The organism is Aeromonas molluscorum 848, from assembly GCF_000388115.1.
In the GTDB taxonomy this organism is placed as follows: domain Bacteria; phylum Pseudomonadota; class Gammaproteobacteria; order Enterobacterales; family Aeromonadaceae; genus Aeromonas; species Aeromonas molluscorum.
Genome location: NZ_AQGQ01000052.1, coordinates 1 through 22,738, shown reverse-complemented (window position 1 = coordinate 22,738; position 22,738 = coordinate 1). Strand labels below are relative to the sequence as shown.

Below are 22,738 nucleotides of genomic sequence, written 5' to 3'. Positions count from 1 at the left end.
AGCTGGCCGTAGGACTAATCTGCCGCCAGCCCAAGCGCCGTGGCCTTGTCGCTGGCATAACTCTGTTTGAGGGTTTTGTCGAGCATGGTCACCTCCTTGTAGAGCTTGGCGCTCTCCTTGCTCCAGACGCTGCGCAGCAGCGGCAGATACTTGTCCGGGTTGGTGTTGGCCAGCGCGGTCAGGCTGCGGAACTGCCAGTAGGCGGAGTCATCGGAGTAGCTGTCGCTGCCAGTGCGATAGGGCAAAGGGTAGGATTCCAGCGGGCTGTAGATCGGCACCATCACGGATTCGGCCAGCACGCCGTAGCTCTGCCAGATGATCCCCTGCAGCTCCTTGGGCATCTCCTTGCGCAGCTGGATCACGTGGGATTCGAGCTGCCTGTCGATGCGGATCGGTCGCTCCGCCTTGCCAGCGAGCGGTGTTCCCTCATAGGTGGCGCTCAGCACTTTGGCCACATCCGGCACGGCGATGGGGGCATCGGGCTTCATGAACAGCGGGTATTGCGCCTGCCGGGTGGCTTGTTGGTGGGAGGCGGTCAGCATTTGCTGGCCGAGCCATTCCCTGTCCACGTTGTAGGGGTCGGCAATGACCCCGAATGCCTTGGCGAAGTTGAAATCTTTCGGATCTGCCTGGTCGAGCAGTTTGTGCTCGCGCACGAACTCCAGCAGCTTGGGCGAGTGCAGTACATCGGCGCTGTCGAGATTGACGCCGTGGATACGCAGGCCGTTGGCCACCATGGCGTAGCTGTCATCGGGTACCCGCACCGCAATCCAGTGGTGGCCGGAGCCAATTTCCATCAGCCAGGCCTCGTTCACATCCGCCAGATAGAGGCTGTTGCCCTCACCGGCGCCATAGGTCTCCACATAATGGCCGAGCAGCGCGACCCCCTCCTTGGCCGTCTTGGCCTGCGGCAGGATCAGGGTGGGGATGATGGCTTCTATGACCCCTTTTTCGATCAGTGGATCCGCTTTCTGGGCCTTGTCGTTGACCTCGGCACTGGTGGTGGCCGAGAGGGCGACGTTGAACTCGTTGATGCCACGCTCCTCATAATATTTGCCGGCGGGATCGCTGGTGGTGGCATCCCAGTCACGGATGGCGGAGTAGGCGAGGAAGGCCTTGGGCATGGGCACTTCCAGCCCGTTGCCCAGCGTCCAGGTCTTGCCCTCGTTCTGCTGGGCAGGCCGGAAAGCCAGGAATTTGTTCCAGTTGTTGACGCCAAAATCCTCGTTCCTGGCGATCATTACGCTGCCATCCGCGCTGGCGCCCTTGCCGACGACAAGGCCGGTACAGGCGTCGGCACTGGTGCCAAGCAGGGTGAGCAGGGTGGCGGAGAGGAGACTCAAGGTGTGTTTTTTCATTGGTTTGCCCGAAGTGTAACTGTGAGTGAAAGTCAGGCGGTGGGATGGGATGCGCTCTGCCGCAGGCCGAAGGCGGCATGGAAGTATGCCGGTGGATTGGTCTGCCGATCATTGATATCGCAAACATTTCATCCATAACACTGCTTGCTGGTTCTATCGTGCGTGGAGATTGTATTCTTCTGCAGTTGTTTGCTTTGTGATCTGCGCGTCAATCCTGTTTTTTATTTGGTTATTACTCATTTAGGTAGATATATGAACCATTTAATTATGATTTTGCAGTACATAAATCATAAAAATGATGCCCCGCTCGACGAGGAGGATGCATGGCGCCAGCCTGCACGGGGAGCTCGGTCTATCCGGCATGCTTGGTTATAACCATATGATTTTATTGTAATTTATTGGGCATCTATGTCACTGGGTCGGCTGACGGGCCCTGCCGGATAGGCGAACCAAATGGGGGGTATATGGATCTCACTGTCAGCAAGAAGAGTGAGTCAACAAAAGAGACCAAGTGCGGCTGAGTAATGGTTGGTGCGACTCAAGCGACAATCTGCTGTCATCGAGGGCAGGCACTTGCCTCTGTCTGGGGGCAATGGCCGGGTTGATGGCCTGGCAATGAGTGGGCTGGCCGACACCGGTACAGCAAAAAAGGGAGGGCGAACGCCACTCCCTGTTTGATCGTGTTGAGCCCGCCAGCGCTTGCGGGGGTTGTCCCTGGATTAGTTACTTTTTACCCGGGTACTATTTTTTCTCGGGGGCTATGCTGATGCCCACTGCCTGGGTTTGCACGGCCTTGATCTGATCGCCTTTGGCCATCAGGGCAAACTGATCCGGGTTTTGCACCTTCACGACCATGGTGTGATCCACCCCTTTGACGGTGACCGTTTGCTGCTGTTTGTCGAGACCTATGATGTCCCCAAAGAGGGTGACCTTGGCGCCAATGCCGGCTTCTGGGGCCTGACCTGCGGCGGCTTTATCCGCAGCAACCTCCACGATGCGCTTTCTCACCCCGGCGGTGCCTTTGAGCAGTTCCAGATCCAGCATCTGCAGGTACTCCAGCGTGACGGTGTCACCGACTTTCAGGTTCTGCAGGTTGGTAACCTTGTCACCGGCCACTATGTCGAATACATCGCCAGCGGCACCCTTCAGGCTGACCTTGCGGCTGGCCATGTCGATGGCGGTGACGGTCGCCGAGGCGGTCATTACTTCAATCAAGTTGGCCTTGCCTGGTGCACTCAATACTTGGGTGGCGAGCTCGGTTGCCTGTGCCAGGCCGGTCGAGAGGGTGAAGAGGGCGGCAATCCATGCGTGCTTCAATTTCATGTTTAAAACCTCATAGCTGGGACGTCGTGGCAAAGCGGACATCTGAATGATGGCGCGGCATGATCATGGTGTTGTTTAGCGGACTATCTGCTCTGAACGACCATAACAGAGTCGCGCTTGGCTACCTTATCAAGATTGACGACAATTTTCATGTTGATGGTCAGCTCCCGTTTTTTGACCTCATGGGGCGCCAGGGGCACAATGACCACAACAATGCTCCCCGCGTGACCATCTTTGAGGATCCTGCCGTGCACAATTTTCAATACTCGAATCCGACCCGCGTCTGCTTCGGCGAAGGCCAGATTGCCAGCCTGCCCGAACTCATTCCGGCAGACAGTCGCGTGCTGGTGCTCTATGGCGGCGGCAGCATCAAACACAATGGCGTTTATGACCAGCTGGTGGCAGCCCTCGCAGGGCGCGACTGGCAGGAGTTCTCGGGCATAGGGGCCAACCCCCAGTACGATCAGCTGATGGAGGCGGTCGCCCTGGTCAAACGTGAGGGGATCGATTTCCTGCTGGCCGTCGGTGGTGGTTCAGTGGTGGATGGCACCAAATTTGTGGCTGCCGCCGCCTGTTACCAGGGCGAGGATCCCTGGGACATATTGAAAAGCGGTGCACCATTCGAGCGCGCCTTGCCCCTTGGCTGCGTGCTGACTCTGCCCGCCACCGGCTCGGAGAGTAATCCCGCCGCCGTGGTGAGCCGGGGCGATGCCAAGCTCTCCTTCTACAATCCGCTGGTGCTGCCGCAATTTGCGGTGCTGGATCCCACCACGACTTACAGCCTGCCTCCTCGTCAGGTCGGCAACGGTGTGGTGGATGCCTTTGTGCATATTCTGGAGCAGTACCTCACCTTCCCGGTGGGAGGGGATGTGCAGGACCGACTGGCCGAAGGCCTGTTGCAGGTGCTGATCGACAATGGCCCTCTGGCGCTGTCCGAGCCGCAGAACTATCAGGTGCGTGCCAACATCATGTGGGCGGCCAGTTTGGCGCTCAATGGCCTGATTGGCCGCGGTGTGCCCCATGACTGGTCCAGCCATGCAATTGGTCATCAGCTTACCGCCCTGTATGGCCTGGATCATGCCCAGAGCCTGGCTGTGGTGTTGCCCTCCCTGCTGCGCGAGCAATCGGCCCAGAAGCAGGAGAAGTTGTGCCAATATGCCAAGCGGGTCTGGCAGGCAAGTCGGGAGGACAAGGCGCTGCGTATCGAGGAGGCCATCATCCGCACCGAGCAGTTCTTCCAGCAGATGGGCGTCGGCACCCGCTTGTCGGATTACAGTCTCAACGAGAGCTGCATTCCGGCCATCTGTTCCAATCTCAAGCGCTTTGAGCTGACGGCGCTGGGGGAGCACCAGGACATAGACCCGGACAAGGTGGCCAGGATCCTCTCCCACGCCCTCTGAGTCGCGACTCCCCAGGGAAGATCGGGTCATGGCACCGGGTCGGGGCATCCAGATCCTACGTGGAACCCTCGACACCTTGTCATTGATATGAAAAACGCCCCTGTTCAGGGGCGTTTTTCATATGGGCAGAGCCAGTATCAGCATGCCGAGTCCAGCTCGCGCTCCAGGGCTTCAGCCTTGCGGCAGCCTGGGTGCTCCATCAGGCGTTGATGGTAAGCCAACAGGTGGGGGAAGTGGGGCAATTGGCCACTCTGGGCCAGCAGATCCACCAGGAAGGAGTTCATGATGTCGGCGCCGGTGAGCCGCTCTTCCACCAGATAGCGGCGAGTGCTCAAGACCGCATTTAGATAGCCCAGCACCTTGGCGCACTCCGCCTGGGCGTAGCCCGGCAGGAAGCGCATCGGGCTGCCATCCTTGCGCACGAACATGTCGAGCAGCAGCGGCAAGATGCCGGAGCTCTCGGCAAAGTGGATCCACTGCAGGTAGTCGGCGTACTCCGGGCTCTCAGGGGCGGGAGCCAGGGAATGAGGGGCGTGGCGGGCTATCAGGTATTCGGTGATGGCGCCGGATTCGGCCAGTACTCGGCCATCAAACTCGATGACCGGCGACTTGCCGAGGGGGTGGATGGCCTTGAGCTCGGGCGGTGCCAGAAAGCTGGCGGCATCGCGCTGGTAGGCCTTGATCTCATAGGGCAGCCCCAGCTCTTCAAGCAGCCAGATGATGCGTTTCGAGCGGGATTTATTCAGGTGATGCAGGACTATCATGGGAACCTCGATTCGGTGGCAGGAGTCGGTATACGCGTCGGCATGGCGACTGGTTCACCGGCATGAAGAAATAAGAGCGCGGGCAGTGCCCGCTCTCTCGTTGATTGATTCAGGCCTCCAGCGCCTGATCCAGATCCGCCAGTATGTCCTCGATGGCTTCGATCCCCACCGACAGCCGGATCATCTCCGGCTTGACCCCGGCCTTTGCCTGTTCGGTTTCGCTCAACTGGCGATGGGTGGTGGAGGCCGGGTGGCAGGCCAGGGACTTGGCATCGCCGATGTTGACCAGCCGCTTGAAGATCTTGAGCGCATCGTAGAAGCGAACCCCTGCCTCATAGCCCTCCTTCAAGCCGAACGAGAGGATGGCGGACGGTTTACCGCCCATATACTGCTCGGCGAGGGGGTAGTGGGGGTGGTCGGGCAGACCGGCGTAGCTGACCCAGGCCACCTTGGGGTGATGCTTGAGGTGGTGGGCAACCCGCAGGGCGTTCTCTACATGGCGCTCCATGCGCAGGCTCAGGGTCTCCAGCCCCTGCAGCAGCAGGAAGGCGTTCATGGGGGCCAGCGCCGCGCCCGTGTTACGCAGCGGCACGGTGCGCACCCGGCCGATAAAGGCGGCCGGGCCAAAGGCGTCCGTATAGACCACCCCGTGATAGGAGGGCTCTGGCTGGGTGAGCTGGGGGAAGCGCGCGGCGTGATCCGCCCAGGGGAACTTGCCCGAATCGACGATGACGCCGCCCAGGGAGTTGCCATGACCGCCCACGTACTTGGTGAGGCTGTGCACCACTATGTCGGCGCCGTGCTCTATGGGTTTGCACAGCACAGGGGTGGCGACCGTGTTGTCGACGATGAGCGGCACGCCACGGGCGTGGGCCACCTTGGCAAACGCCGCCAGATCGACGATGTTGCCCGCCGGATTGCCAATGCTCTCGCAGTAGACCGCCTTGGTTCTGTCGTCGATAAGGGCGGCGATGGCCTCGGCGCTGTCATCCCTGGCGAAGCGCACCTCGACCCCGAAGCTCGGCAGCATATGGGCGAACAGGGTATAGGTGCCGCCATAGAGCTGGGGCGTGGAGACGATGTTGTCACCGGCGGCGGTCAGCGCCTGGATGGCGTAGGTGATGGCGGCGGAACCCGCCGAGACCACCAGACCGGCGATGCCCCCTTCCAGCGCGGCCATCCGCTGCTCCAGCACGTCGTTGGTGGGGTTCATGATGCGGGTGTAGATGTTGCCTGGTACCGCCAGATTGAACAGATCCGCCCCGTGCTGGGCGCTGTCGAACTCGTAGGCCACCGTCTGGTAGATAGGTACGGCCACCGCTTTGGTGGTGGGGTCGCTGGAAAAGCCATGGTGCAGGGCCAGGGTCGCATCTTTCATCACACACTCCTTGTTGGACGTCGTCTGTCGCCGTTCTGGATGGAAGGCTATAGATGGATAGACGTCCAATCTAACAGGGCCGGCGCCGATGTAAACCACCCAATCCGGCAAAGCAATTGCGCCCGCTGGCGAACTGCGCACTCCCTTGCCCTTGAGCAACCGGGGCTGCACTCAGAGGCGGCGACGATACTCCCGATCGTCGATCTGGTGCATGTCCCACTGCATCAGGCGGTTGAGCTGGCTCATGGGAGCCTCGATCAGTGGCAGCGGGCGGGGCAGGATCCGCTTGAAGTAACGACGCAGGGTTTGCTGGATCCGGTTCGGTTTGGGGGCGCTTTGCTGATTCATGATGATGCTCCTGTGCTGTGGCTCTCATGTTCATCAGCAGTATTGAGCTAAAATACGGAAGTAAAAACTGATGAATCATAGCAACAGGATTTCCTCTTTTATGCCGACCAGTCGCCTCTATCAACAATTTCAACGGCTCGCCCAGCAGCTTGGCTGCGATGAGCGGGAGGCCAGTCTCGCCGAGATAGCGGAGCTGCTCTGCTGCACCCCGCGCAACGCCCGCCTGCTGCTGCGGCGGATGCAGGATCAGGGCTGGCTGAGCTGGTCGGCCGAGGCGGGCAGGGGACACCGCTCCCGGCTGGTGCTGCTCGACAGCCAGGAGAGCCTGACCCGCCGTCGGCTGCGGGATCTGCTGAGTCAGGGCCAGCTCGCCCAGGCGGTACGGCTGGCGGAGGGGCGGCTGGATTTGCTCACCCCGCTGCTTATCGAACACCTTGGTCAGGCCACCCGGGAGGGACGCCAGATCCTGCGGGTGCCCTACTATCGTCCGCTGCCCCAGCTGCTGCCCACGGATCCGCTGCGCCGCTCCGAAATTCACCTGAGTCGGCAGATCTTCAACGGCCTGACCCGGCGAAATGAGGAAAATGGGGAAATCGAGGGAGATCTCGCCCACCACTGGGAGTGTCTGGGCCCCTGCCACTGGCGCTTCTATCTGAGGCCGGCGGTGCGCTTTCACCACGGCCGCGAGCTGGGGGTGGAAGATGTGATGGAGAGCCTGCTGGCCCTGCGCGATCGCCCGCTGTTCGCCCATCTGGCAAGGCTGGAGAGCCCCTGGCCGCGCACCCTGGACTTGCATCTCGACAGCCCGGATCCTCTGCTGCCTCATCTGCTGGCGGAGCCGGTGGCGGCCATCTTGCCCCGCGAGCTCAAGGGGGAGGCGGGTTTTGCCCTGCAGCCGGTCGGTACCGGCCCCTACAAGGTGACCGCCAACGATCCCCTGCATCTTTGTCTGGAAGCCTTCGACGACTATTTCGGGCTGCGCGCCCTGCTCGACGAGATCGACATCTGGATGCTGCCGGAGCTGGCGGCGCGACTGGAGAGCCATCTGCAATTGGGGCGCGACAGCCCGGAGCTGGGCACCATGCGCGGCGAGTCCGAGCTCGAATCCGGCTGCTACTTCCTGCTGCAGGACGACAGATCCGGATCCTTGCAGGATCCCGCCCTGCGCCAGTGGCTGGCCCACCTGCTCAACCCCATCGCCCTGATGGCGCGGGTCGCCCCCGAGTTGCAGCGAGGCTGGACCAGCGCACTGGGCCTCTTGCCCCACTGGCGCGAGGCGTTGCCTGCGTCATTGCCAACGCCGGAGCAACTGCCGACGCGGCTGGTGCTGGCCTGTTTCAACCAGCATCTGGAGTTCAACGAGTGCGCCAATGCCATGGCCAGCCTGCTGGCAGAGCAGGGGATCCGGCTGGAGGTGCGCACCCTGGATTACGGCCGCTGGGTGAGCGGGGTGGATGAGGATGTGGATCTTTGGCTCGGCACCTTGAACCTGGAGCATGAGCACGCCTTCGCCCCCTACGCCTGGTTGCTGGGCACCCCCTTGCTGCGCCAGGTGTGGGCATGTCAGGAGCCCCTGTGGCAGGGCCTGATGCAATGGCGCGCCAGCGGTGAGGAACCAGGCCCGCGCGCCCTGCTGGCCCGGGTGCAGCGCCAGGGCTGGTTTGTGCCCCTGTTCCACCACTGGCTGGAGTTGGAGAGCCGGGTCGGCGTGCACGGGGTGCGCATGACGGCGCTCGGCTGGTTCGATTTTCGCAGCGCCTGGCTGCGGCCCGAGCTGGCGAATTCACCCGCCGAGGGGGAGATTGCTCCCTAGTCAAAAGAGCCTGCTTTTGACGCAGCCCTCTCCTGGCTACGACGCTGTGGCGCAAAAAGCCAGGAAGGGGTGAGGGGATCACAGAAGGGATCATTCTCATGTGCCATGCTGATTCTGGTTATGGAACGCAGCGCAAGTGAGGAAAATGATGAGCAACAATTCAGAAAATTCCCGAGGAAAATGTCCGGTCATGCACGGAGGCAGCACGACGACCGAGACGGCCAACATGGAGTGGTGGCCGAAGAGCCTTAACTTCGACATCCTCCATCAGCACGATACCAAGACCAACCCCCTCGGGCCCGACTTTGATTATCGGGAAGAGCTGAAGACCCTGGACGTGGACGCCCTCAAGCAGGATCTGCTGGCTCTGATGACCGACAGTCAGGAGTGGTGGCCGGCAGACTGGGGGCACTATGGCGGCCTGATGATCCGCATGGCCTGGCATGCCGCAGGCACCTATCGCATCGCCGATGGTCGTGGTGGTGGCGGCACCGGCAATCAGCGCTTCGCTCCCCTCAACTCCTGGCCCGATAACGCCAACCTGGACAAGGCGCGGCGCCTGCTGTGGCCTATCAAGCAGAAATATGGCAACAAGATAAGCTGGGCCGATCTCATCTTGCTGGCTGGCACTATTGCCTATGAGTCCATGGGGCTCAAGACATTCGGTTTCGGTTTTGGTCGCCAGGATATCTGGCATCCGGAGAAGGATATCTATTGGGGGGCTGAAAAGGAGTGGCTGGCGCCCAGCGACAATCCCAACAGCCGCTACTCGGGGGTACGAGACCTCGATAACCCGCTGGCGGCGGTAATGATGGGGCTCATTTACGTCAACCCCGAAGGGGTGGATGGCAACCCGGATCCGCAGAAAACCGCCCAGGATATCCGCGTCACCTTCGCCCGCATGGCGATGAATGATGAGGAGACGGTGGCCCTGACGGCGGGGGGGCACACCGTCGGCAAGACCCACGGCAATGGCAGTGCCAAGCTGCTTGGTCCGGAGCCGGAAGGCGCAGAGCTTGAGGATCAGGGGCTCGGCTGGCTCAACAAGACCAGCAGAGGCATCGGCCGCGATACGGTCACCAGCGGCATAGAGGGGGCCTGGACGACGCAGCCGACGCGCTGGGACAATGGTTACTTCGACATGCTGTTTGGTCACGAATGGACCCTGACCAAGAGCCCGGCAGGGGCCTGGCAGTGGATACCTATCGACATCAAGGAAGAGGACAAGCCGGTCGATGTGGAGGATCCCTCGATCCGCTGCATGCCCATCATGACTGACGCCGACATGGCCATGAAGGTGGATCCCGAGTATCGCAAGATAGCCGAGCGTTTTCGCGATGACCCGGCCTACTTCTCGGACACCTTTGCCCGTGCCTGGTTCAAGCTGACTCACAGAGACCTGGGGCCGAAGGCGCGCTATTTGGGGCCTGATGTACCGACAGAGGATCTCATCTGGCAGGATCCTGTGCCTGCAGGCCGCAGTGGTTACGATGTGTCGGCCCTCAAGGAAACGATCCGCAACAGTGGCCTCACCATCGGCGAGATGGTCGCCACCGCCTGGGACAGTGCCCGCACTTTCCGTGGCTCGGATCTGCGCGGTGGTGCCAACGGTGCCCGCATCCGCCTGGCGCCCCAGAACGAGTGGGAGGGCAACGAGCCCGCCCGGCTGGCCAAGGTGCTCAAGGTGCTGGAGCCCATCGCCGCAGCCAGCAAGGTGAGTCTGGCCGATGTGATAGTGCTGGCGGGCAATGTGGGCATCGAGTTGGCGGCCAAGGCGGCCGGGGTGCCGGTGACGGTGCCCTTCTACCCTGGTCGCGGCGATGCCAGTGAGCAGATGACGGACGTCGATTCCTTCGAACCCCTTGAACCCCTCCATGATGGTTATCGCAACTGGCTGAAGCAGGACTACCTCGTCAGTGCCGAGGAGCTGATGCTGGACCGTACCCAGCTGATGGGGCTGACTGCTCATGAGATGACGGTGCTAGTCGGGGGGATGCGGGTGCTTGGCACCAACCATGGCGGTACCAAGCACGGGGTCTTTACCGAGCGTGAAGGGAGCTTGACCAACGACTACTTCGTCAACCTGACCGACATGGCCAATCTCTGGCACCCCACCAGCAAGCAGTTCTACGAGGTGCGCGATCGCAAGAGCGGCAAGGTGAAGTGGACGGCGACCCGGATAGATCTGGTGTTTGGCTCCAATTCGGTGCTGCGTGCCTATGCCGAGGTATATGCCCAGCACGACGGTAGAGAGAAGTTTGTGGGTGATTTCGTCGCGGCCTGGAACAAGGTGATGAATGCGGATCGCTTCGACCTGATGAGCTAGATTCGACCTCGATGCCCCGCACACCACCCTGTGCGGGGCATTTTTTTGTCTGCCAGATAACCTGGATATGGTACAGCGACCTCCTCTGGCCAGGGGCATCCCTGTCCTTTGGGGGGGGATATCGGGTAACATTCTGTCAGCCGATCCTGGCCAGCCGCCAGCTCATCCACCGACAAGGAGTCACCCATGCTGGAAATGCAGATCCTCCCCCGTTTTCAGGAGACGGATGCCCTGGGGCATATCAATAATACGGTGCCGGCGGTCTGGTTCGAATCGGCGCGGGATCCCCTGTTTCGCCTTTTCTCCCCCGAACTGGATGTCCATGACTGGCACCTGATCATCGCGGGCTATACGGTGCAGTTCAAACGGGAGCTGTTCTACGGTCAGCCAGTGCTTGTCAAGACGGGGGTAAGCCGCATCGGCAGCAGCTCTTTCACCCTCTGGCAAGAAGCTTGGCAGGGGGGCGAACTAGCGGTGACCGGGGAGACGACCCTGATCCATTTTGACTACCAGACTCGCCAGTCCGTGGTGCTTAGCGAAGCGCAGCGGGATGGGCTCAGAGGCTGGTTACTCGAGCGTTAACCTTGGCCTTTGGCCAATCACAGGAAATCTATGCGCAAGATCCTCATCGCCCTGACCTTGGGGTTAGGTTCACTGCCCGCTCTGGCGGCTTCTCTCGCACAACAGTTCGCCCTGATGGACCAAGGAGCACAAAGTGCCCTGGATACCCGATTGTTCAGTCACGATGGGGTCGAGATCCAAGCCTGGATTGATGGTCCTCCCGTCATCATCGCCGTGCCCATTCGCAACGAGCAAGGCAAGTCGGTCGGCGAGAGCCGCTACTACTTCAAGGGCGGCAAGCTGTTTGGGGTCAAGGAGCCCGAGGCCCAATTTGGCTTTGATGAACAAGGTGCTCTGACCCAGTGGCTGGACGCCAAAGGTGAACCGGCCGAGTTCGTCAGCAAGATGAGCATGCAGCAGCGTGAGGCCTGGTTGGGCAAACGTGCCGCCGAGTTGGCTGCTCTCTTTGCCTTGAGTCCAGGGGAGCAGCGCCTGGCCAAAGGGGATGCCGGCATCAAGCTCAAGGGGGCGGAACTCGCTCACTGGCTGTGCAACGACAAGCTGATGGCCCTGACCGGTGGGGACAAGGTGACCTCGGAGAAAGCGGAACTCAAGGTGAGCGAAGAGCGGGTGGAGGGGGCTGTCAATCTGCGTCTCGACACGGGCTGGCAGCCGCTTTCCCTGCGCTGTGATCTGCAGGCTCAGCGAGTCACACGCCTTACCTGGCAGCCCTTGCCCGGTGCCAACAAGCCGCAATGATGGTGGCTGCCTCCCAGCAGTGGTGGTGCCCTGTTTCGCACCGGTAGCGCAATAACGAAGGGGCCCAAGGGCCCCTTCGTTATTGCGCGGGTAGCTGCTCTTGGCGCAGCCGGGTGAGAGCAGCGACCCGGCGCCACTGGGTCTCGGGAAACCATAATGCCAGCAACTGCTGATGCGCCTGGGGATCCTGGCTCGTCATGGTCGCCAGCTCAGCCAGATAACCATCGAGTTGATGTTCGAAGTGCTGCGTATCCTGGGCCAGTTGCTGCAATCGGCCCTGTGCCTCAGGACCGACCCGCTCCAGCATGGCGAGGCGCCGGGCCTCGGGGGTAAGGCGCGCCATGCGCTGCAGGTCGCTTATCAGTCGGCCATTGGCCTCAGCCTCCTGAAACCAGCCCGGCTGCTCGGCAAGCCAGTTGTCGAGGGCCTCGCCAAGGGCCAGCTGCTCGCCGGGGCTGGCTTCGGCCAACTCCTTGCGTCTGAGGGTCCACTGCTCCATCAATCGCTCTTCACCAAACAAGCCGGACTGCTCCTGGGCATCGAAGTTGCGTTGGCGCAGCTGTTCGCGGGAGTCGAATAGCTGGATCAGGCTGGCGAGATCCGGGGCCTGGGGCAGCGCCAGCCTTGCCTCTTGCTGGAGAAAGCCCTGATAGCGCCTCAGCAGGAGATCCTCGATGGGCTGGCCGCTGGCGAGGCGATCGACCAGCTGTTGGCGCATGCTGGATGGGTCGAGCACCGGGGCGTCTGGCTTATCCTGCCGCTGGTTCAGCCAATAACCGAGCAGGCCGAGCAACAGGCTGACCACCGCCAGAGTCAGCACGCCGGTATTGGTTTTCACAGTCCCATCTCCTTGAGGCGGTTGGCGTGCTGACGGTAGAGGCTGACCGGGTCAGTCTCAAACAGGTGATGGATCCCAAAGGACTGGTTCACCTCATCGAGATGATTCATCCGGTAGTGGGTGCCAATCACCTTGCCGAGGTGACTGCTGCAGACTCCCACCAGACCATCATTGGCCTCGCTGAAGAAGGTGCCGGTGAGCACCAGAGCTGGATCCACGGGATCCAGGATATTGGTCAGGTTGCCGCGCCCACTCCAGGAGAAGTAGTAGACACCGTTCTCGGCTTGCAGTGGTCCCTCGCCACAATATTGATGCGGCAGCCCCTCAGGGTAGGCGGCGTTGAAGCGGGCCGCCCCGGCACTGGTTAGGGCATCCAGGGCCTTGAGCGGGTCCTGAGGCAGGTTGCTGCCGCCGGACAGCAGGGAGATAACCCCGGACAGCGCGGAGGCGGCGGAGGCCGCAAGTGCCTCTCCCGCCGAGCCGGGAATGACCTGCATCCGTACCTTGTCAGCAATCTCTGAGCCGAAGTTGACGCCACCGACGCTGGTGGCCGAGGCGACCAGTTCGGGGGCGACCGAGGCCACGTAGCGAATGGTGGGACCACCGTGCGAATGACCGATGAGATTCACCTTGTCGGCCCCGGTCACTGCCAGTACTTGCTGAACCTGTGCCAGCAACTGCTCGCCACGCAGTGCCGAGCTGGCGGTGGCAGAGACCTGGGCGACGTACACCTTGGCGCCATCGCGCCCGAGGGCCTGGGGTATCCCGTAGAAGTAATCCACCCCCAGCAGTTTGTCGAAGCCGAACAGGCCATGGACCAGCACTATGGGGTAACGGGTCTGGGTATAGCCGCTCGCCTGGCCCAGCATGGGCAGGGTACAGAGCAGCAATAGCAACCATCTCTTCATATCAGCATCCTTGTTGATAGGGTCATGGGACACGCCAGGCATCATGCCAGCCCCGACAGCATGGCTGCCGATGTGCAGCCCTGCTGTGCAGGGGATCACTAAACGGCCAGCCTCGGTCGCGGCTCCCCCATATGGGGTTGGCCGGGTCTGCTTGTTTCCTGCTGATTAATATGAAATGATAATTAATATCATTCAATGTTTGGCGTGGATGGATCAGAGATGGCGAGACAGGATCCCATGGCCCAGTGGCGGCAACATACCCGGCTGGCGAATCACCACTTTGCCGAGGGCAATCACCTGGCGGCATTGCCCGGTTACCGGCAGGCATTGCTCCTGGCCGAGCAGCAGTTGCTGCGCTGGCAGGATGCCGATGAAGTGGTTGCCGCACTTGTCGTCGCTTGTCACAACCTGGCCGATCTGATGATGGCGATGGGTGAGGATTCGAATGCCGCCACCTTGCTCTGTCAGGCTCATCAATGCCTGTTGCAGCTATCCCACTCATCTCACTGTCGCAACGCACTCCGGGTGGCCGCTCTCAACCACAGTCGGTACACCCAGATGGAGCTGCTCTCTTTTCTGCGTAAATGGGGACCCAACATCGCCATTCAAACCTGCCTCGACCAGTGCCATTGCCAGGAAGGCGTCTCCCACACGCTGCATTGATCGCCCATTACTCACTCCCAAGGAGTTGCTATGAACCATGTCCTGCCCGTTCTGCCCTATGCCTATGATGCACTTGAGCCCCATCTGGATGCGCTCACCATGGAGATCCATCACAGCCGCCACCATCAGACCTATGTCAACGGCCTCAACGCCGCCCTGGCCGCCGCGCCAGCATGGGCTCAGACCCCCCTTGAGCAGTTGCTGCGCGGCATTGACAGCCTGCCCGTCAGCCTGCAAGGGGCGGTGCGCAATCATGGCGGTGGTCACGCCAACCACAGCCTGTTCTGGCAGGTGATGAGTCCCCAGGGGGGCGGTCTGCCAGAGGGGGAGCTGTTGATGGCCATCGAACGGGATCTGGGCGGCTTTGAAGCCTTCACAGGGTTGTTTACCCAAGCCGCCCTGACCCGGTTTGGCAGCGGCTGGGCTTGGTTGGTGGTCACCCCGGCTGGCAAGCTGCAGGTCGAAAGCAGCGCCAACCAGGACAGCCCGCTGATGCAGGGATTGACCCCAATCCTGGGTCTGGATGTGTGGGAACATGCCTATTACCTCAAGTACCAGAACAAACGCCCGGATTACATCGCCGCCTTCTATGAGGTAATTGACTGGACGCAGGTGGCGCGCAATTATCGGCAGGCACTGCGTTAAGCAGAGAGCCGCCAAATCAGATTGGAGCCCATACCGAAAGACCCGCCAAGGCGGGTCTTTCTCTTGCTAGCTGACGGCATTGAGTCGAATCAATCGGCCAGAGTCGCACTCGCCGCCGAAGGTGGCAGCAGCACCTGTTCACCGCTGGCCAGGGGTTCGGTCGGCAGCGGCAGGCAGGGTTGGCTCAACCCCAGGGTACTGAGCGGGCGACAGGGGATGGGCTCGCCAATATTGACCGGCTGGCCAAGGAATTTGGGACCCTTGTCGAGAATATAAAGATCGAGCAGTCCCATCAGCCGGGCGAAGACTTCGCGCACTCGGGTTCTGATGCCCTGATAGGCACTGGGATCCGCGGCGTTGAAGCCAACAGCCTCTATGCCGAAGTGGCGGGCGATGAAGATGGCCCGCTCATTATGAAAGGCTTGGGAGACCACGGTAAAGCGCTCCTGACCGAACACCTCCTTGGCGCGGACCATGGAGTCCAGGGTGCGAAAGCCGGCGTAATCGCTGTAGATGGCATTGGCGGGAATGCCCGCCTTGATCAAGGCGCGGCGCATCTGGCGCGGCTCGTTGTACTGCAAGGTAGCGTTGTCGCCTGAGACCAGGATGTAGTCCACCTTGCCGCTGTTGTAGAGGGTGCTCGCCGCCTTGATCCTGGTCTGGAAATATTGGTTGGTGCCACCGCCGACCAGATACTTGGAGGTGCCGAGCACCAGGGCCACCTTGTTATAGGGCACCTTGTCGACGTCATCATAGGTGTAGTGACGGCTCTCGGACACGGCCCACTCCCCATAAACCAGTAGCAGGGCGGCAGAGCCCAGCAACAGGCAGAAGCAGATGAGCAGTATCTTGCTGAACTTCGTCATGGGCGGTCAGAGTCTGGCTTGAGAGTGAAACAGCGTGGTCGCCATTCTATTACATCTTGGTTGCCCCCGTCATGGGCAATGGCCTCATTCGATAGGGAACCAGCCTGTACCTGTCGCAGCACTTAGCTCCTAACCCTTTGATTGAGTACAAATCTGATGCAAAGGGGCGGCCGTGGCCGCCCCTTGTCACCCCCGTCTCGTCCTCAGTGGGAGGAGTCGTTGGCCTTGCACTCGTCGGAGTCCTTGTTGGCCTCCCACCAGGGCAGCAGATCGCGGCCGAGCCACTGCTGGTAGGCCTCGCTGTCGTTTGCTATCAGGCTGTCGAGTTCGGCTTCGAAGGCGCTCATCGCCTGCTGCTGGTCCGGGTTGCGCAGGGCCTGGGCCATGGCCAGCCAGCTGGCGCCACGGCCGGTCTCGCTGAGGAAGCGGTGCACCGTATAGGACCAGGAGTAGACCAGCTCGCCACCCTTGTCGTAATCCAGGTGCAGTATGTCGGCCAGGGTCGGGCGATCGCTTGCCGGGCGACCGGCGACGTTGTCCATGCCACGGGCGAAGCACTGACCGTGGGCGACGAACTCCGCCAGTCCTTCCGCCCACCAGGTGGTGCGATTGAGCGGGTAGTGACCGAAGCTGCCGTACTGGTTGAAGCGGCCATCCAGATAGTGCACATACTCGTGACGCAGGTTCCACACCTGGAAGGCGGGGCGCTTCCACTCGGCCTCATAGGCGAAGAAGCGGGCCTGATTGCCGGGGCGGGCCGGATCTCCTTCGATGTAGATGCCGCCGTTGTCGGTGGAGACACCGCCAAACAGGGCGCCGCCGTAGCGTTTCCAGTCGGCGGAGGAGTTGAAGATCACCAGCTCCAGTGCCTCGTTGTGGTCATCCGCCACCGGCTGCCAACCGGTTTCCAGCTGCTGATGGAACTGCTGCTCCTCAGCGCCCAGCTCGCGGCAGATGCCGTCGGCCTGATCCTGGCTCAGCTCCTGGGCCCGCAGGCGCAGGGTCGGCGAGCAGGTGTGCTCGAACGGCAGCACATCCTCCAGCCGTATCGGGGTGCAAAGACCGGCAAAGTCGCCGCTGATGCAGGCCTCACTGGTGCGATCCGTGTAGGTCAGATAGTAGGTGGAGAGGGTCAGTGACATCTCTTCCAGCAGATCCTGGCTCTGCTGGCCACCCGGGATCAGGTTGTGATGACGGATGAGGTCGATGACTGAACCATCCAGCAGGGTGCGATAGTTTTCGCTCTCGCCCGGGCGGGTATAGCGGGCGATCCGATAGAGGCGGGTGTAGGCATCCAGCACATTGTTGAGCAGGAACAGATCCTTGCCATCCCGTCCTTGCCACAGCGACAGCTCGCTCATGCCGAGGGCGTGCAGCTGTTTGCGCAGCTCACCATCCTGCTGGCGGAAATCGGCGGCGAAGACATCGCTATGGTCGCTGGCGAAGTCGAGGAAGTTGAGCAGATCGAACAGACCCGTTGCCCAGGCATGCTGACCATTGATCTCGCTGGCGTGGCGGGTGCTGTAAGCCAGCATCTGGTTGAACTGGCCGAGCAGGGTACCAAAGCGGCTCTGCACCGCCGGGCTCTTGAACTGGCCATGCAGGGCGATACTCCAGGCACCCATGACGGCTCCCACCTCATCGCTGGCCTGCTCCGGATAGAGCAGCGGATGGGCACCGAGTGCAGTCAGGGCTTCAGCCAGCGCCTCGGCGGCGGCCGGGCCATCTTCCTTGTGCTTGCCGTAGTTGTGATAGTTGTGGGCGCGCACGTATTCCAGCAGCAGCTTCATGGCCGGATGGGCGGGCTGATTGGCCGCCAGCAGACGCTGCATGCCCCGTGACACGGCCAGCAGCTTGGTGTCATCGTGGCCATAGTTTTCCTGCCAGACGGGAGCGGGCTGGCCGCTGGCGTCCTGCACTATCCTGGCGGCGTCGGCATCCAGCAGTTCGGTGCCCGGTTGCTCCGGCTCGGAGCAGGGGCGACCATCGGCGCGGCGGCAGTCGAGCTGCTCCTCCTTGCTGGCCAGCACTATGGGGCGATTGAGCACCCGGCTCTCCTGCCACTCGGTTGTTTCCGGCAGGGTCTGCCATTCGCTGCCACCGACCGGGTATTGATAGCCGCTGTCTTTCAGCACCACCTGCACCTCGCTGCCGGCGGGCAGGGTCTGGCGGCACACCCGGTAGCTGATGGTCTTGTCCCCCTCCTGGCGGGTCTGGGGCTCATCGCACTCCTGCTGGGCCTTGCTCTCGTCCAGCTGCCAGCTGTACTGACGCCAGACGTGCAGCTCGCGGACCTGGCTGGCGGCCTGACTGCCTGGCACGGGTTGCAGGCGGAAGAAGATCTGCTCGAGGCGGCCGTCCCGCTCGTTGGGGGTCTCCTCCAGCACGCTAAGCTGTTGCCAGTCTTGGGGCTGGTACTGCCAAAGCTGCTCGGCGCAGCGCCCCTGGGCGTTGAGCTCGCAGCGATCCAGCTCCTGCTCGCTGTGACCCAGTATGATGCGCTCGGGGAGCGGCAGGGCATCCTGGCGCGGTGCGGTCGGGGTACCTGCCAGCGGCTCCCAGCGGCCCTGTTTCAGGCCGTAGCCATAGTCATAGTTGCTGGCCGGAATGGCCTTGCCTGCCGGCACCACCTGCTCGCAGCTGAGGTAACGGATTTGCCAGCCCTGCTCAATCCTGAGCTGCGGCTCGCCGCAGGCTTGCTCCGCCAGAGCACTGAGGTCGCTATCGTTCCAGTCGAAGCGGCGATAGACGCGCAGTTGCTGATAGGGGGCATCGTCATTGCGGGCGCTGAGCTCGTAGGTGACTTCGGTGACGCGATCGCTCAGCTGGCGGCTCGATTCACCGCTCAGCCGGTATGCTTGCCAGTCGGTGGGGGAGTAATTGGCCAGCGCCGAGGTGGCGAGCAGGCCTGGCGCTGCCAGAAGCAGCAACCTTGTACCCAGATAGTTCATTGTTATTCCTTTGAGCGCTTGTCTGCGAGGTTGTCGCGGGCAATGTATAGAGTTTCAAAGGAGTATCAACTGGCCATCTTGGTCTTATAAATCATGTATTTAATCTGGTGAATAATAAAACCAGCCCCATAAGGGGCTGGCGTGATAGCAAGGACTCAGCGCCATTTGGGGGGCTAGGTGTCCAGGCTCCGGGCGAGCAGGGCACGGGAGGGTTTCAGGCTGCCAGCCAGATCGGGCCAGGGTTGCCAGAGATCCGGCACCATGAAGCCGGGTAGTGACTGCCGGATCCAGGCCGCCAACTCGGGATAGGGCACAGCTTCCCCATGCCAGTCGATGAAGGCGGCGGGGCGCTGTCCCCACTCGTCATCGGAGATCGGCACCACCAGTGCCTGCGCCACGGCGGGGTGATCCACCAGTCGTTGCTCTATGGTTTCGGGCTGAATGTTCTCCCCCCCGGAGATAAACAGATTGTCGAGGCGTCCCTCCACCACCAGCTCGCCGCTGGCGGTGAAATGACCCTTGTCACGGGTGTGGAACCAGCCGTCCTCGTCCAGCGGTCGCTCCAGGGCGCCATCCTTGAAATAACCGGCAAACAGGGTATCGCCGCGCACGCAGATTTCCGCTTGCTGGATGCAGACCTCCCGTCCCGGCAGTGGCAAGCCGACCACGCCGGCGGCGGCAGGCTGGCCGGTGCAGACCTGGCTGCCCATCTCGGAGAGGCCATAGCTCACCTTGGGGGTAAGCCCCATGGCCGCAAGGCGCGCAACCAGTGGCTGAGAAATGGCGGCGCCCCCGAGCAGCAGCTCGCGCAGGCGGGTACGCGTGGGGTTCAAGCCCTGGGCCAGCAGCCGCCAGAGCTGGGTCGGCACCAGGGAGAGGTGGGTGATGGGCAGGCGTTCGAGGCGATCCTTGAGGGGTTGGCTGCGATCGTCCAGTACCAGGCTGGCCCCGGCCAGAAAGACCCGGAACAGGATGGCGTAACCGCCGACATGAAACAGCGGCAGGGAGAGCAGCCAGCCGCACGTCTGATCCAGCGGGATCCGGGCGGCTGAGCCCCGGGCCGAGGCCAGATGGTTGGCAAGGCGATGCACCACAGCTTTCGGTGCGCCGCTGGAGCCCGAGGTGAGGATCATATTGCTGAGCCGGGCAGGATCCAGTGGCCAGGCGTCATCGGTTGCCGTCAGTTCGGTGCTGAATGCGAGCCGCAGTGGCCGCCAAGGTCCGGTCGGGATCTCGTCGCTCGACCAGAAGGCCGCCACGTCCAGTTGTTGCGCCAGTGCGGCCTGTCTGGTCGCCGGAAAAGCGGGGTTTAACGGACAGAAGAGGATGCCGCTGCGCAGGCAGGCCCAGGCCAGCAAGACGTCTTCCAGGGCGCCGCGTACCACGGCGGCCAGACGGTCGCCGCTCTGCAAGCCGGCCCCTTCCAGTTGCAGGCAGAGGCTGTTAAGGCGCGCATCCAGCTGCCGGTAGTTGAGTGGGCTTGCGGCGTGGATGGCGATCTGCAGGGGGGTGGTGTGTGCCCAGTGGCGTACCGGGCAGGCTTCCAGGTGGGCGTGGTGGTCAGATGTCGGCAGCATGAAAGCCCCTTCAGTCACGGTGAAACAGGGGCTCCAGCAGGGCAGGGTCGGGCTCGCCATCCGCACCCAGCAGATCCCTGGCCAGCCAGCGTCTGGTATCCAGGCCCGGGGCCTGATCCGGCGCCCACTCCGCGGCGAGGCGGGCGAGCTGGCCGAGGCCGACCCCGGACTCGAAGCAGGATGAGACGATCACTTTCAGGCGCAGTTCACGGGCCCTGGCCACCAGCGCCTCGCTGTTGGCCAGGGCGCCGAGCAGCATGGGCTTGAGCACCAGGGCCTTGAGCTGCGGGATCGGTTCCCAAGGCTTGCCCTGGGCCAGCAGCTCGTCCAGGGCCACCGGCATGCCGGTACGGTTTGCCACGAAGGCGATGTCGTCAAAGTTGGCGCAGGGATCTTCCAGGTATTCGATGCGGGTTGGGTCCAGATGGCCGCAAAAAGCCCAGGCCTCCTCGCGGGTCCAGCCCTGGTTGGCATCCAGCACGAGATGGAGATTGGGACGCCGGTCGAGCAGCAGGCGGATCAGCGCCAGTTCGTCGCGCATGGGATAGCGAGCCACCTTCAGCTTGGCTTTGGCTGGCGTCTGGTGCAGCCACTCTTTCCAATGTTTGAGCAGATCCTGGGGGGCGCCCTGGATCAGCGGATAGGGCTCGGGCAGCGGCTTGTCCTGCGCGGGCCAGAGGCGGCGTGCGCAATCAAAACCGAACTGTACCGACGGCAGGCGTGGCGCCGGAGTCTCTCCCCGGGCCAGCCTCTCGAGGCAGGTTTTGGCCTCCGCTTCGGCCTCGGCCAGAGACTCCTGGGAGAAGCCGGGCAGGGGGGCTATCTCGCCCCAACCATGGGGGGTGCGCAGCAACAGGCCCTGGCGCACCGACTCGACCCGGCCGTGGAAGCTCAGCGGCTGAGTGAAGGGAAGCTGGTAGCGGTACAGGGCATATTTCATCAGGGGTTGCGCTTGTATTTGGAGAAGTCGGGGCGGCGTTTCTCGTTGAAGGCGTTGCGACCCTCCTGACCCTCTTCGGTCATGTAGAACAGCATGGTGGCATTACCCGCCAGCTCCTGCAGACCGGCCTGACCGTCGCAGTCGGCGTTGAGGGCCGCTTTCAGGCAGCGCAGCGCCATCGGGCTGTTTTGCAGCATCTCCCGGCACCAGCGCACGGTTTCGCGTTCCAGGTCCGCCAGCGGCACCACTGTGTTGACCAGCCCCATGTCGAGGGCTTGCTGGGCATCGTACATGCGGCACAGGAACCAGATCTCGCGGGCCTTCTTCTGGCCGACGATGCGGGCCATATAGGAGGCTCCCCAGCCGCCATCGAAGGAGCCGACTTTCGGACCCGTCTGGCCGAACTGGGCATTGTCCGCCGCGACGGTCAAATCGCACATCATGTGCAGCACATGGCCGCCGCCGACCGCATAGCCGGCCACCATGGCGACCACGGGTTTGGGGCAGGTGCGGATGTCGCGCTGGAAGTCGAGCACATTGAGGTGATGGGTGCCCTCATCATCTTGATATCCACCGTAGTCGCCCCGGATCTTCTGGTCGCCACCGGCGCAAAATGCCTGCTCGCCGAAGCCGGTCAAGATGATGGTGCCGACATGATCGTCGTAACGGGCATCGGCCAGGGCCTGCAGCATCTCCTTGACGGTGCGGGGACGGAAGGCGTTGCGCACTTGCGGACGATTGATGGTGATCTTGGCGATGCCATCGCCGGATTTGTGATAGAGGATGTCCTCGTAACCGGCAGAGCAATCCTGCCACTCCACGGGGGCATAGAGCTCCGCTTCTGTCATTGCTTCAATCATCTGTGCTCTCTTCTCGTTGTTGTCCTGCCCATACCCTCAGGATCCGGGCAAATTGCGCGGGTTGGCTGGCGTGCAGATTATGGCCGCCATCCAGCGTCAAGTGTCTGATTTTGGGGTTCTTGCTCCCCAGCTGGCAAGCCAGATCATGAAATTTCCGATCCCGTCGGCCGGAGACATAAATCACTGGCAGCAAGGTGGCGGCGAGCCAGGGGGCGAGATCCGGCTGGCGGCCCAGGGAGCTGGCTCTGAGCATGGCGGCGACGGCGTGGCCATCATTGCCTAGCCGTCTGGCCAGTTGCCGCTCTCTTTGCTCTTCATCGAGATCCGCAAACACCCCCTGCTGGTACCAGTCGGCAAGGACCTCAGCCAGCGGTTCACTCTCAAAGCGCCTGGCCCAGGCCTCGTCATGGGCAAGGCGAGCCTCTCGCTCGCCCAGGGGCAGGCCCGGGTGGCAGTTTTC

At 62.1% G+C, this 22,738-nt stretch carries 18 protein-coding genes and 2 pseudogenes; 7 read left to right on the top strand and 13 right to left on the bottom strand.

Annotated elements, in window-relative coordinates; all coding sequences use genetic code 11:
• Window positions 1–17 precede the first annotated feature (17 nt).
• Window positions 18–1,358: pseudogene (locus G113_RS09410) on the bottom strand (C69 family dipeptidase); the annotation flags it as partial.
• 741 nt (window positions 1,359–2,099) lie between these two features.
• Window positions 2,100–2,681, bottom strand: coding sequence for a hypothetical protein (locus G113_RS09405; protein WP_005899785.1), 582 nt, complete (start codon window positions 2,679–2,681; stop codon window positions 2,100–2,102).
• A gap of 248 nt (window positions 2,682–2,929) precedes the next feature.
• Here G113_RS09405 and G113_RS09400 point away from each other — a divergent pair, with 248 nt between their 5' ends.
• The gene (locus G113_RS09400) at window positions 2,930–4,081 is read left to right on the top strand and encodes an iron-containing alcohol dehydrogenase (RefSeq protein ID WP_005899783.1); all 1,152 of its coding nucleotides are present in this window, start codon (window positions 2,930–2,932) and stop codon (window positions 4,079–4,081) included.
• Window positions 4,082–4,218: 137 nt separating this feature from the next.
• Here the strand turns inward: G113_RS09400 and G113_RS09395 are convergent, their stop codons facing one another.
• The 3 genes from G113_RS09395 to G113_RS21495 form a co-directional block, all read right to left on the bottom strand.
• Window positions 4,219–4,845 (bottom strand): glutathione S-transferase family protein, encoded by a 627-nt coding sequence (locus G113_RS09395; protein WP_005899781.1) that lies wholly within the window; start codon window positions 4,843–4,845, stop codon window positions 4,219–4,221.
• Window positions 4,846–4,954: 109 nt separating this feature from the next.
• On the bottom strand, window positions 4,955–6,223 hold the full coding sequence (locus G113_RS09390; protein ID WP_005899778.1) for an O-acetylhomoserine aminocarboxypropyltransferase/cysteine synthase family protein: 1,269 nt from the start codon (window positions 6,221–6,223) through the stop codon (window positions 4,955–4,957).
• 171 nt (window positions 6,224–6,394) lie between these two features.
• On the bottom strand, window positions 6,395–6,571 hold the full coding sequence (locus G113_RS21495) for a hypothetical protein (protein ID WP_005899776.1): 177 nt from the start codon (window positions 6,569–6,571) through the stop codon (window positions 6,395–6,397).
• A gap of 100 nt (window positions 6,572–6,671) precedes the next feature.
• Between G113_RS21495 and sgrR the strand changes: the two genes are divergently transcribed.
• From sgrR to G113_RS09370, 4 genes are all read left to right on the top strand, one after another.
• Window positions 6,672–8,384 (top strand): HTH-type transcriptional regulator SgrR, encoded by a 1,713-nt coding sequence (gene sgrR, locus G113_RS09385; RefSeq protein WP_005899774.1) that lies wholly within the window; start codon window positions 6,672–6,674, stop codon window positions 8,382–8,384.
• Window positions 8,385–8,532: 148 nt separating this feature from the next.
• Window positions 8,533–10,710 carry a catalase/peroxidase HPI gene (gene katG / locus G113_RS09380; protein ID WP_005899772.1) on the top strand — a complete coding sequence of 726 codons (2,178 nt, stop codon included), beginning with the start codon at window positions 8,533–8,535 and terminating at the stop codon, window positions 10,708–10,710.
• A gap of 186 nt (window positions 10,711–10,896) precedes the next feature.
• Window positions 10,897–11,292: an acyl-CoA thioesterase gene (locus G113_RS09375; RefSeq protein ID WP_005899770.1), complete on the top strand. Its 396-nt coding sequence runs from the start codon at window positions 10,897–10,899 to the stop codon at window positions 11,290–11,292.
• Window positions 11,293–11,322: 30 nt separating this feature from the next.
• Window positions 11,323–12,030, top strand: a complete 708-nt coding sequence (locus G113_RS09370) for a hypothetical protein (RefSeq protein ID WP_005899769.1) — start codon at window positions 11,323–11,325, stop codon at window positions 12,028–12,030.
• Window positions 12,031–12,109: 79 nt separating this feature from the next.
• Here the strand turns inward: G113_RS09370 and G113_RS09365 are convergent, their stop codons facing one another.
• Entirely contained in the window at window positions 12,110–12,868 is a 759-nt protein-coding gene (locus G113_RS09365; RefSeq protein WP_005899767.1) for a lipase secretion chaperone, read from the bottom strand.
• Window positions 12,865–13,776: a lipase family alpha/beta hydrolase gene (locus G113_RS09360; RefSeq protein WP_005899765.1), complete on the bottom strand. Its 912-nt coding sequence runs from the start codon at window positions 13,774–13,776 to the stop codon at window positions 12,865–12,867. The genes G113_RS09365 and G113_RS09360 overlap by 4 nt, the downstream gene beginning before the upstream one ends.
• Window positions 13,777–13,995: 219 nt before the next feature.
• Between G113_RS09360 and G113_RS09355 the strand changes: the two genes are divergently transcribed.
• On the top strand, window positions 13,996–14,439 hold the full coding sequence (locus tag G113_RS09355; protein ID WP_236611737.1) for a DUF2753 family protein: 444 nt from the start codon (window positions 13,996–13,998) through the stop codon (window positions 14,437–14,439).
• Window positions 14,440–14,469: 30 nt separating this feature from the next.
• Window positions 14,470–15,084 (top strand): superoxide dismutase, encoded by a 615-nt coding sequence (locus tag G113_RS09350; protein WP_005899762.1) that lies wholly within the window; start codon window positions 14,470–14,472, stop codon window positions 15,082–15,084.
• An 89-nt stretch (window positions 15,085–15,173) separates the two neighbouring features.
• On the opposite strand, the gene G113_RS09345 is transcribed toward G113_RS09350, so the two are convergent.
• From G113_RS09345 to G113_RS09320, 6 genes and pseudogenes are all read right to left on the bottom strand, one after another.
• Window positions 15,174–15,950 carry a SanA/YdcF family protein gene (locus G113_RS09345; protein ID WP_005899759.1) on the bottom strand — a complete coding sequence of 259 codons (777 nt, stop codon included), beginning with the start codon at window positions 15,948–15,950 and terminating at the stop codon, window positions 15,174–15,176.
• A 203-nt stretch (window positions 15,951–16,153) separates the two neighbouring features.
• Window positions 16,154–18,901, bottom strand: coding sequence for a collagenase (locus G113_RS09340; protein ID WP_005899756.1), 2,748 nt, complete (start codon window positions 18,899–18,901; stop codon window positions 16,154–16,156).
• A 173-nt stretch (window positions 18,902–19,074) separates the two neighbouring features.
• Window positions 19,075–20,478 (bottom strand): AMP-binding protein, encoded by a 1,404-nt coding sequence (locus tag G113_RS09335; protein WP_005899754.1) that lies wholly within the window; start codon window positions 20,476–20,478, stop codon window positions 19,075–19,077.
• Between the two features lie 10 nt (window positions 20,479–20,488).
• The gene (gene menC / locus G113_RS09330) at window positions 20,489–21,418 is read right to left on the bottom strand and encodes an o-succinylbenzoate synthase (protein WP_005899752.1); all 930 of its coding nucleotides are present in this window, start codon (window positions 21,416–21,418) and stop codon (window positions 20,489–20,491) included.
• The gene (gene menB, locus G113_RS09325) at window positions 21,418–22,278 is read right to left on the bottom strand and encodes a 1,4-dihydroxy-2-naphthoyl-CoA synthase (protein ID WP_005899750.1); all 861 of its coding nucleotides are present in this window, start codon (window positions 22,276–22,278) and stop codon (window positions 21,418–21,420) included. Before menB ends, menC begins: the two co-directional genes overlap by 1 nt.
• Window positions 22,271–22,738: pseudogene (locus tag G113_RS09320) on the bottom strand (2-succinyl-6-hydroxy-2,4-cyclohexadiene-1-carboxylate synthase); the annotation flags it as partial. The gene menB and the pseudogene G113_RS09320, both read right to left, overlap by 8 nt.

What these genes read in the sequence shown, in the direction of transcription:
- G113_RS09405 (WP_005899785.1), bottom strand. Translation starts at nt 2,681, where the DNA reads ATGAAATTGAAGCACGCATGGATTGCCGCCCTCTTCACCCTCTCGACC.
- G113_RS09395 (WP_005899781.1), bottom strand. Translation starts at nt 4,845, where the DNA reads ATGATAGTCCTGCATCACCTGAATAAATCCCGCTCGAAACGCATCATC.
- G113_RS09390 (WP_005899778.1), bottom strand. Translation starts at nt 6,223, where the DNA reads ATGAAAGATGCGACCCTGGCCCTGCACCATGGCTTTTCCAGCGACCCC.
- G113_RS21495 (WP_005899776.1), bottom strand. Translation starts at nt 6,571, where the DNA reads ATGAATCAGCAAAGCGCCCCCAAACCGAACCGGATCCAGCAAACCCTG.
- sgrR (WP_005899774.1), top strand. Translation starts at nt 6,672, where the DNA reads ATGCCGACCAGTCGCCTCTATCAACAATTTCAACGGCTCGCCCAGCAG.
- katG (WP_005899772.1), top strand. Translation starts at nt 8,533, where the DNA reads ATGAGCAACAATTCAGAAAATTCCCGAGGAAAATGTCCGGTCATGCAC.
- G113_RS09375 (WP_005899770.1), top strand. Translation starts at nt 10,897, where the DNA reads ATGCTGGAAATGCAGATCCTCCCCCGTTTTCAGGAGACGGATGCCCTG.
- G113_RS09370 (WP_005899769.1), top strand. Translation starts at nt 11,323, where the DNA reads ATGCGCAAGATCCTCATCGCCCTGACCTTGGGGTTAGGTTCACTGCCC.
- G113_RS09360 (WP_005899765.1), bottom strand. Translation starts at nt 13,776, where the DNA reads ATGAAGAGATGGTTGCTATTGCTGCTCTGTACCCTGCCCATGCTGGGC.
- G113_RS09355 (WP_236611737.1), top strand. Translation starts at nt 13,996, where the DNA reads ATGGCGAGACAGGATCCCATGGCCCAGTGGCGGCAACATACCCGGCTG.
- G113_RS09350 (WP_005899762.1), top strand. Translation starts at nt 14,470, where the DNA reads ATGAACCATGTCCTGCCCGTTCTGCCCTATGCCTATGATGCACTTGAG.
- G113_RS09345 (WP_005899759.1), bottom strand. Translation starts at nt 15,950, where the DNA reads ATGACGAAGTTCAGCAAGATACTGCTCATCTGCTTCTGCCTGTTGCTG.
- G113_RS09340 (WP_005899756.1), bottom strand. Translation starts at nt 18,901, where the DNA reads ATGAACTATCTGGGTACAAGGTTGCTGCTTCTGGCAGCGCCAGGCCTG.
- G113_RS09335 (WP_005899754.1), bottom strand. Translation starts at nt 20,478, where the DNA reads ATGCTGCCGACATCTGACCACCACGCCCACCTGGAAGCCTGCCCGGTA.
- menC (WP_005899752.1), bottom strand. Translation starts at nt 21,418, where the DNA reads ATGAAATATGCCCTGTACCGCTACCAGCTTCCCTTCACTCAGCCGCTG.
- menB (WP_005899750.1), bottom strand. Translation starts at nt 22,278, where the DNA reads ATGATTGAAGCAATGACAGAAGCGGAGCTCTATGCCCCCGTGGAGTGG.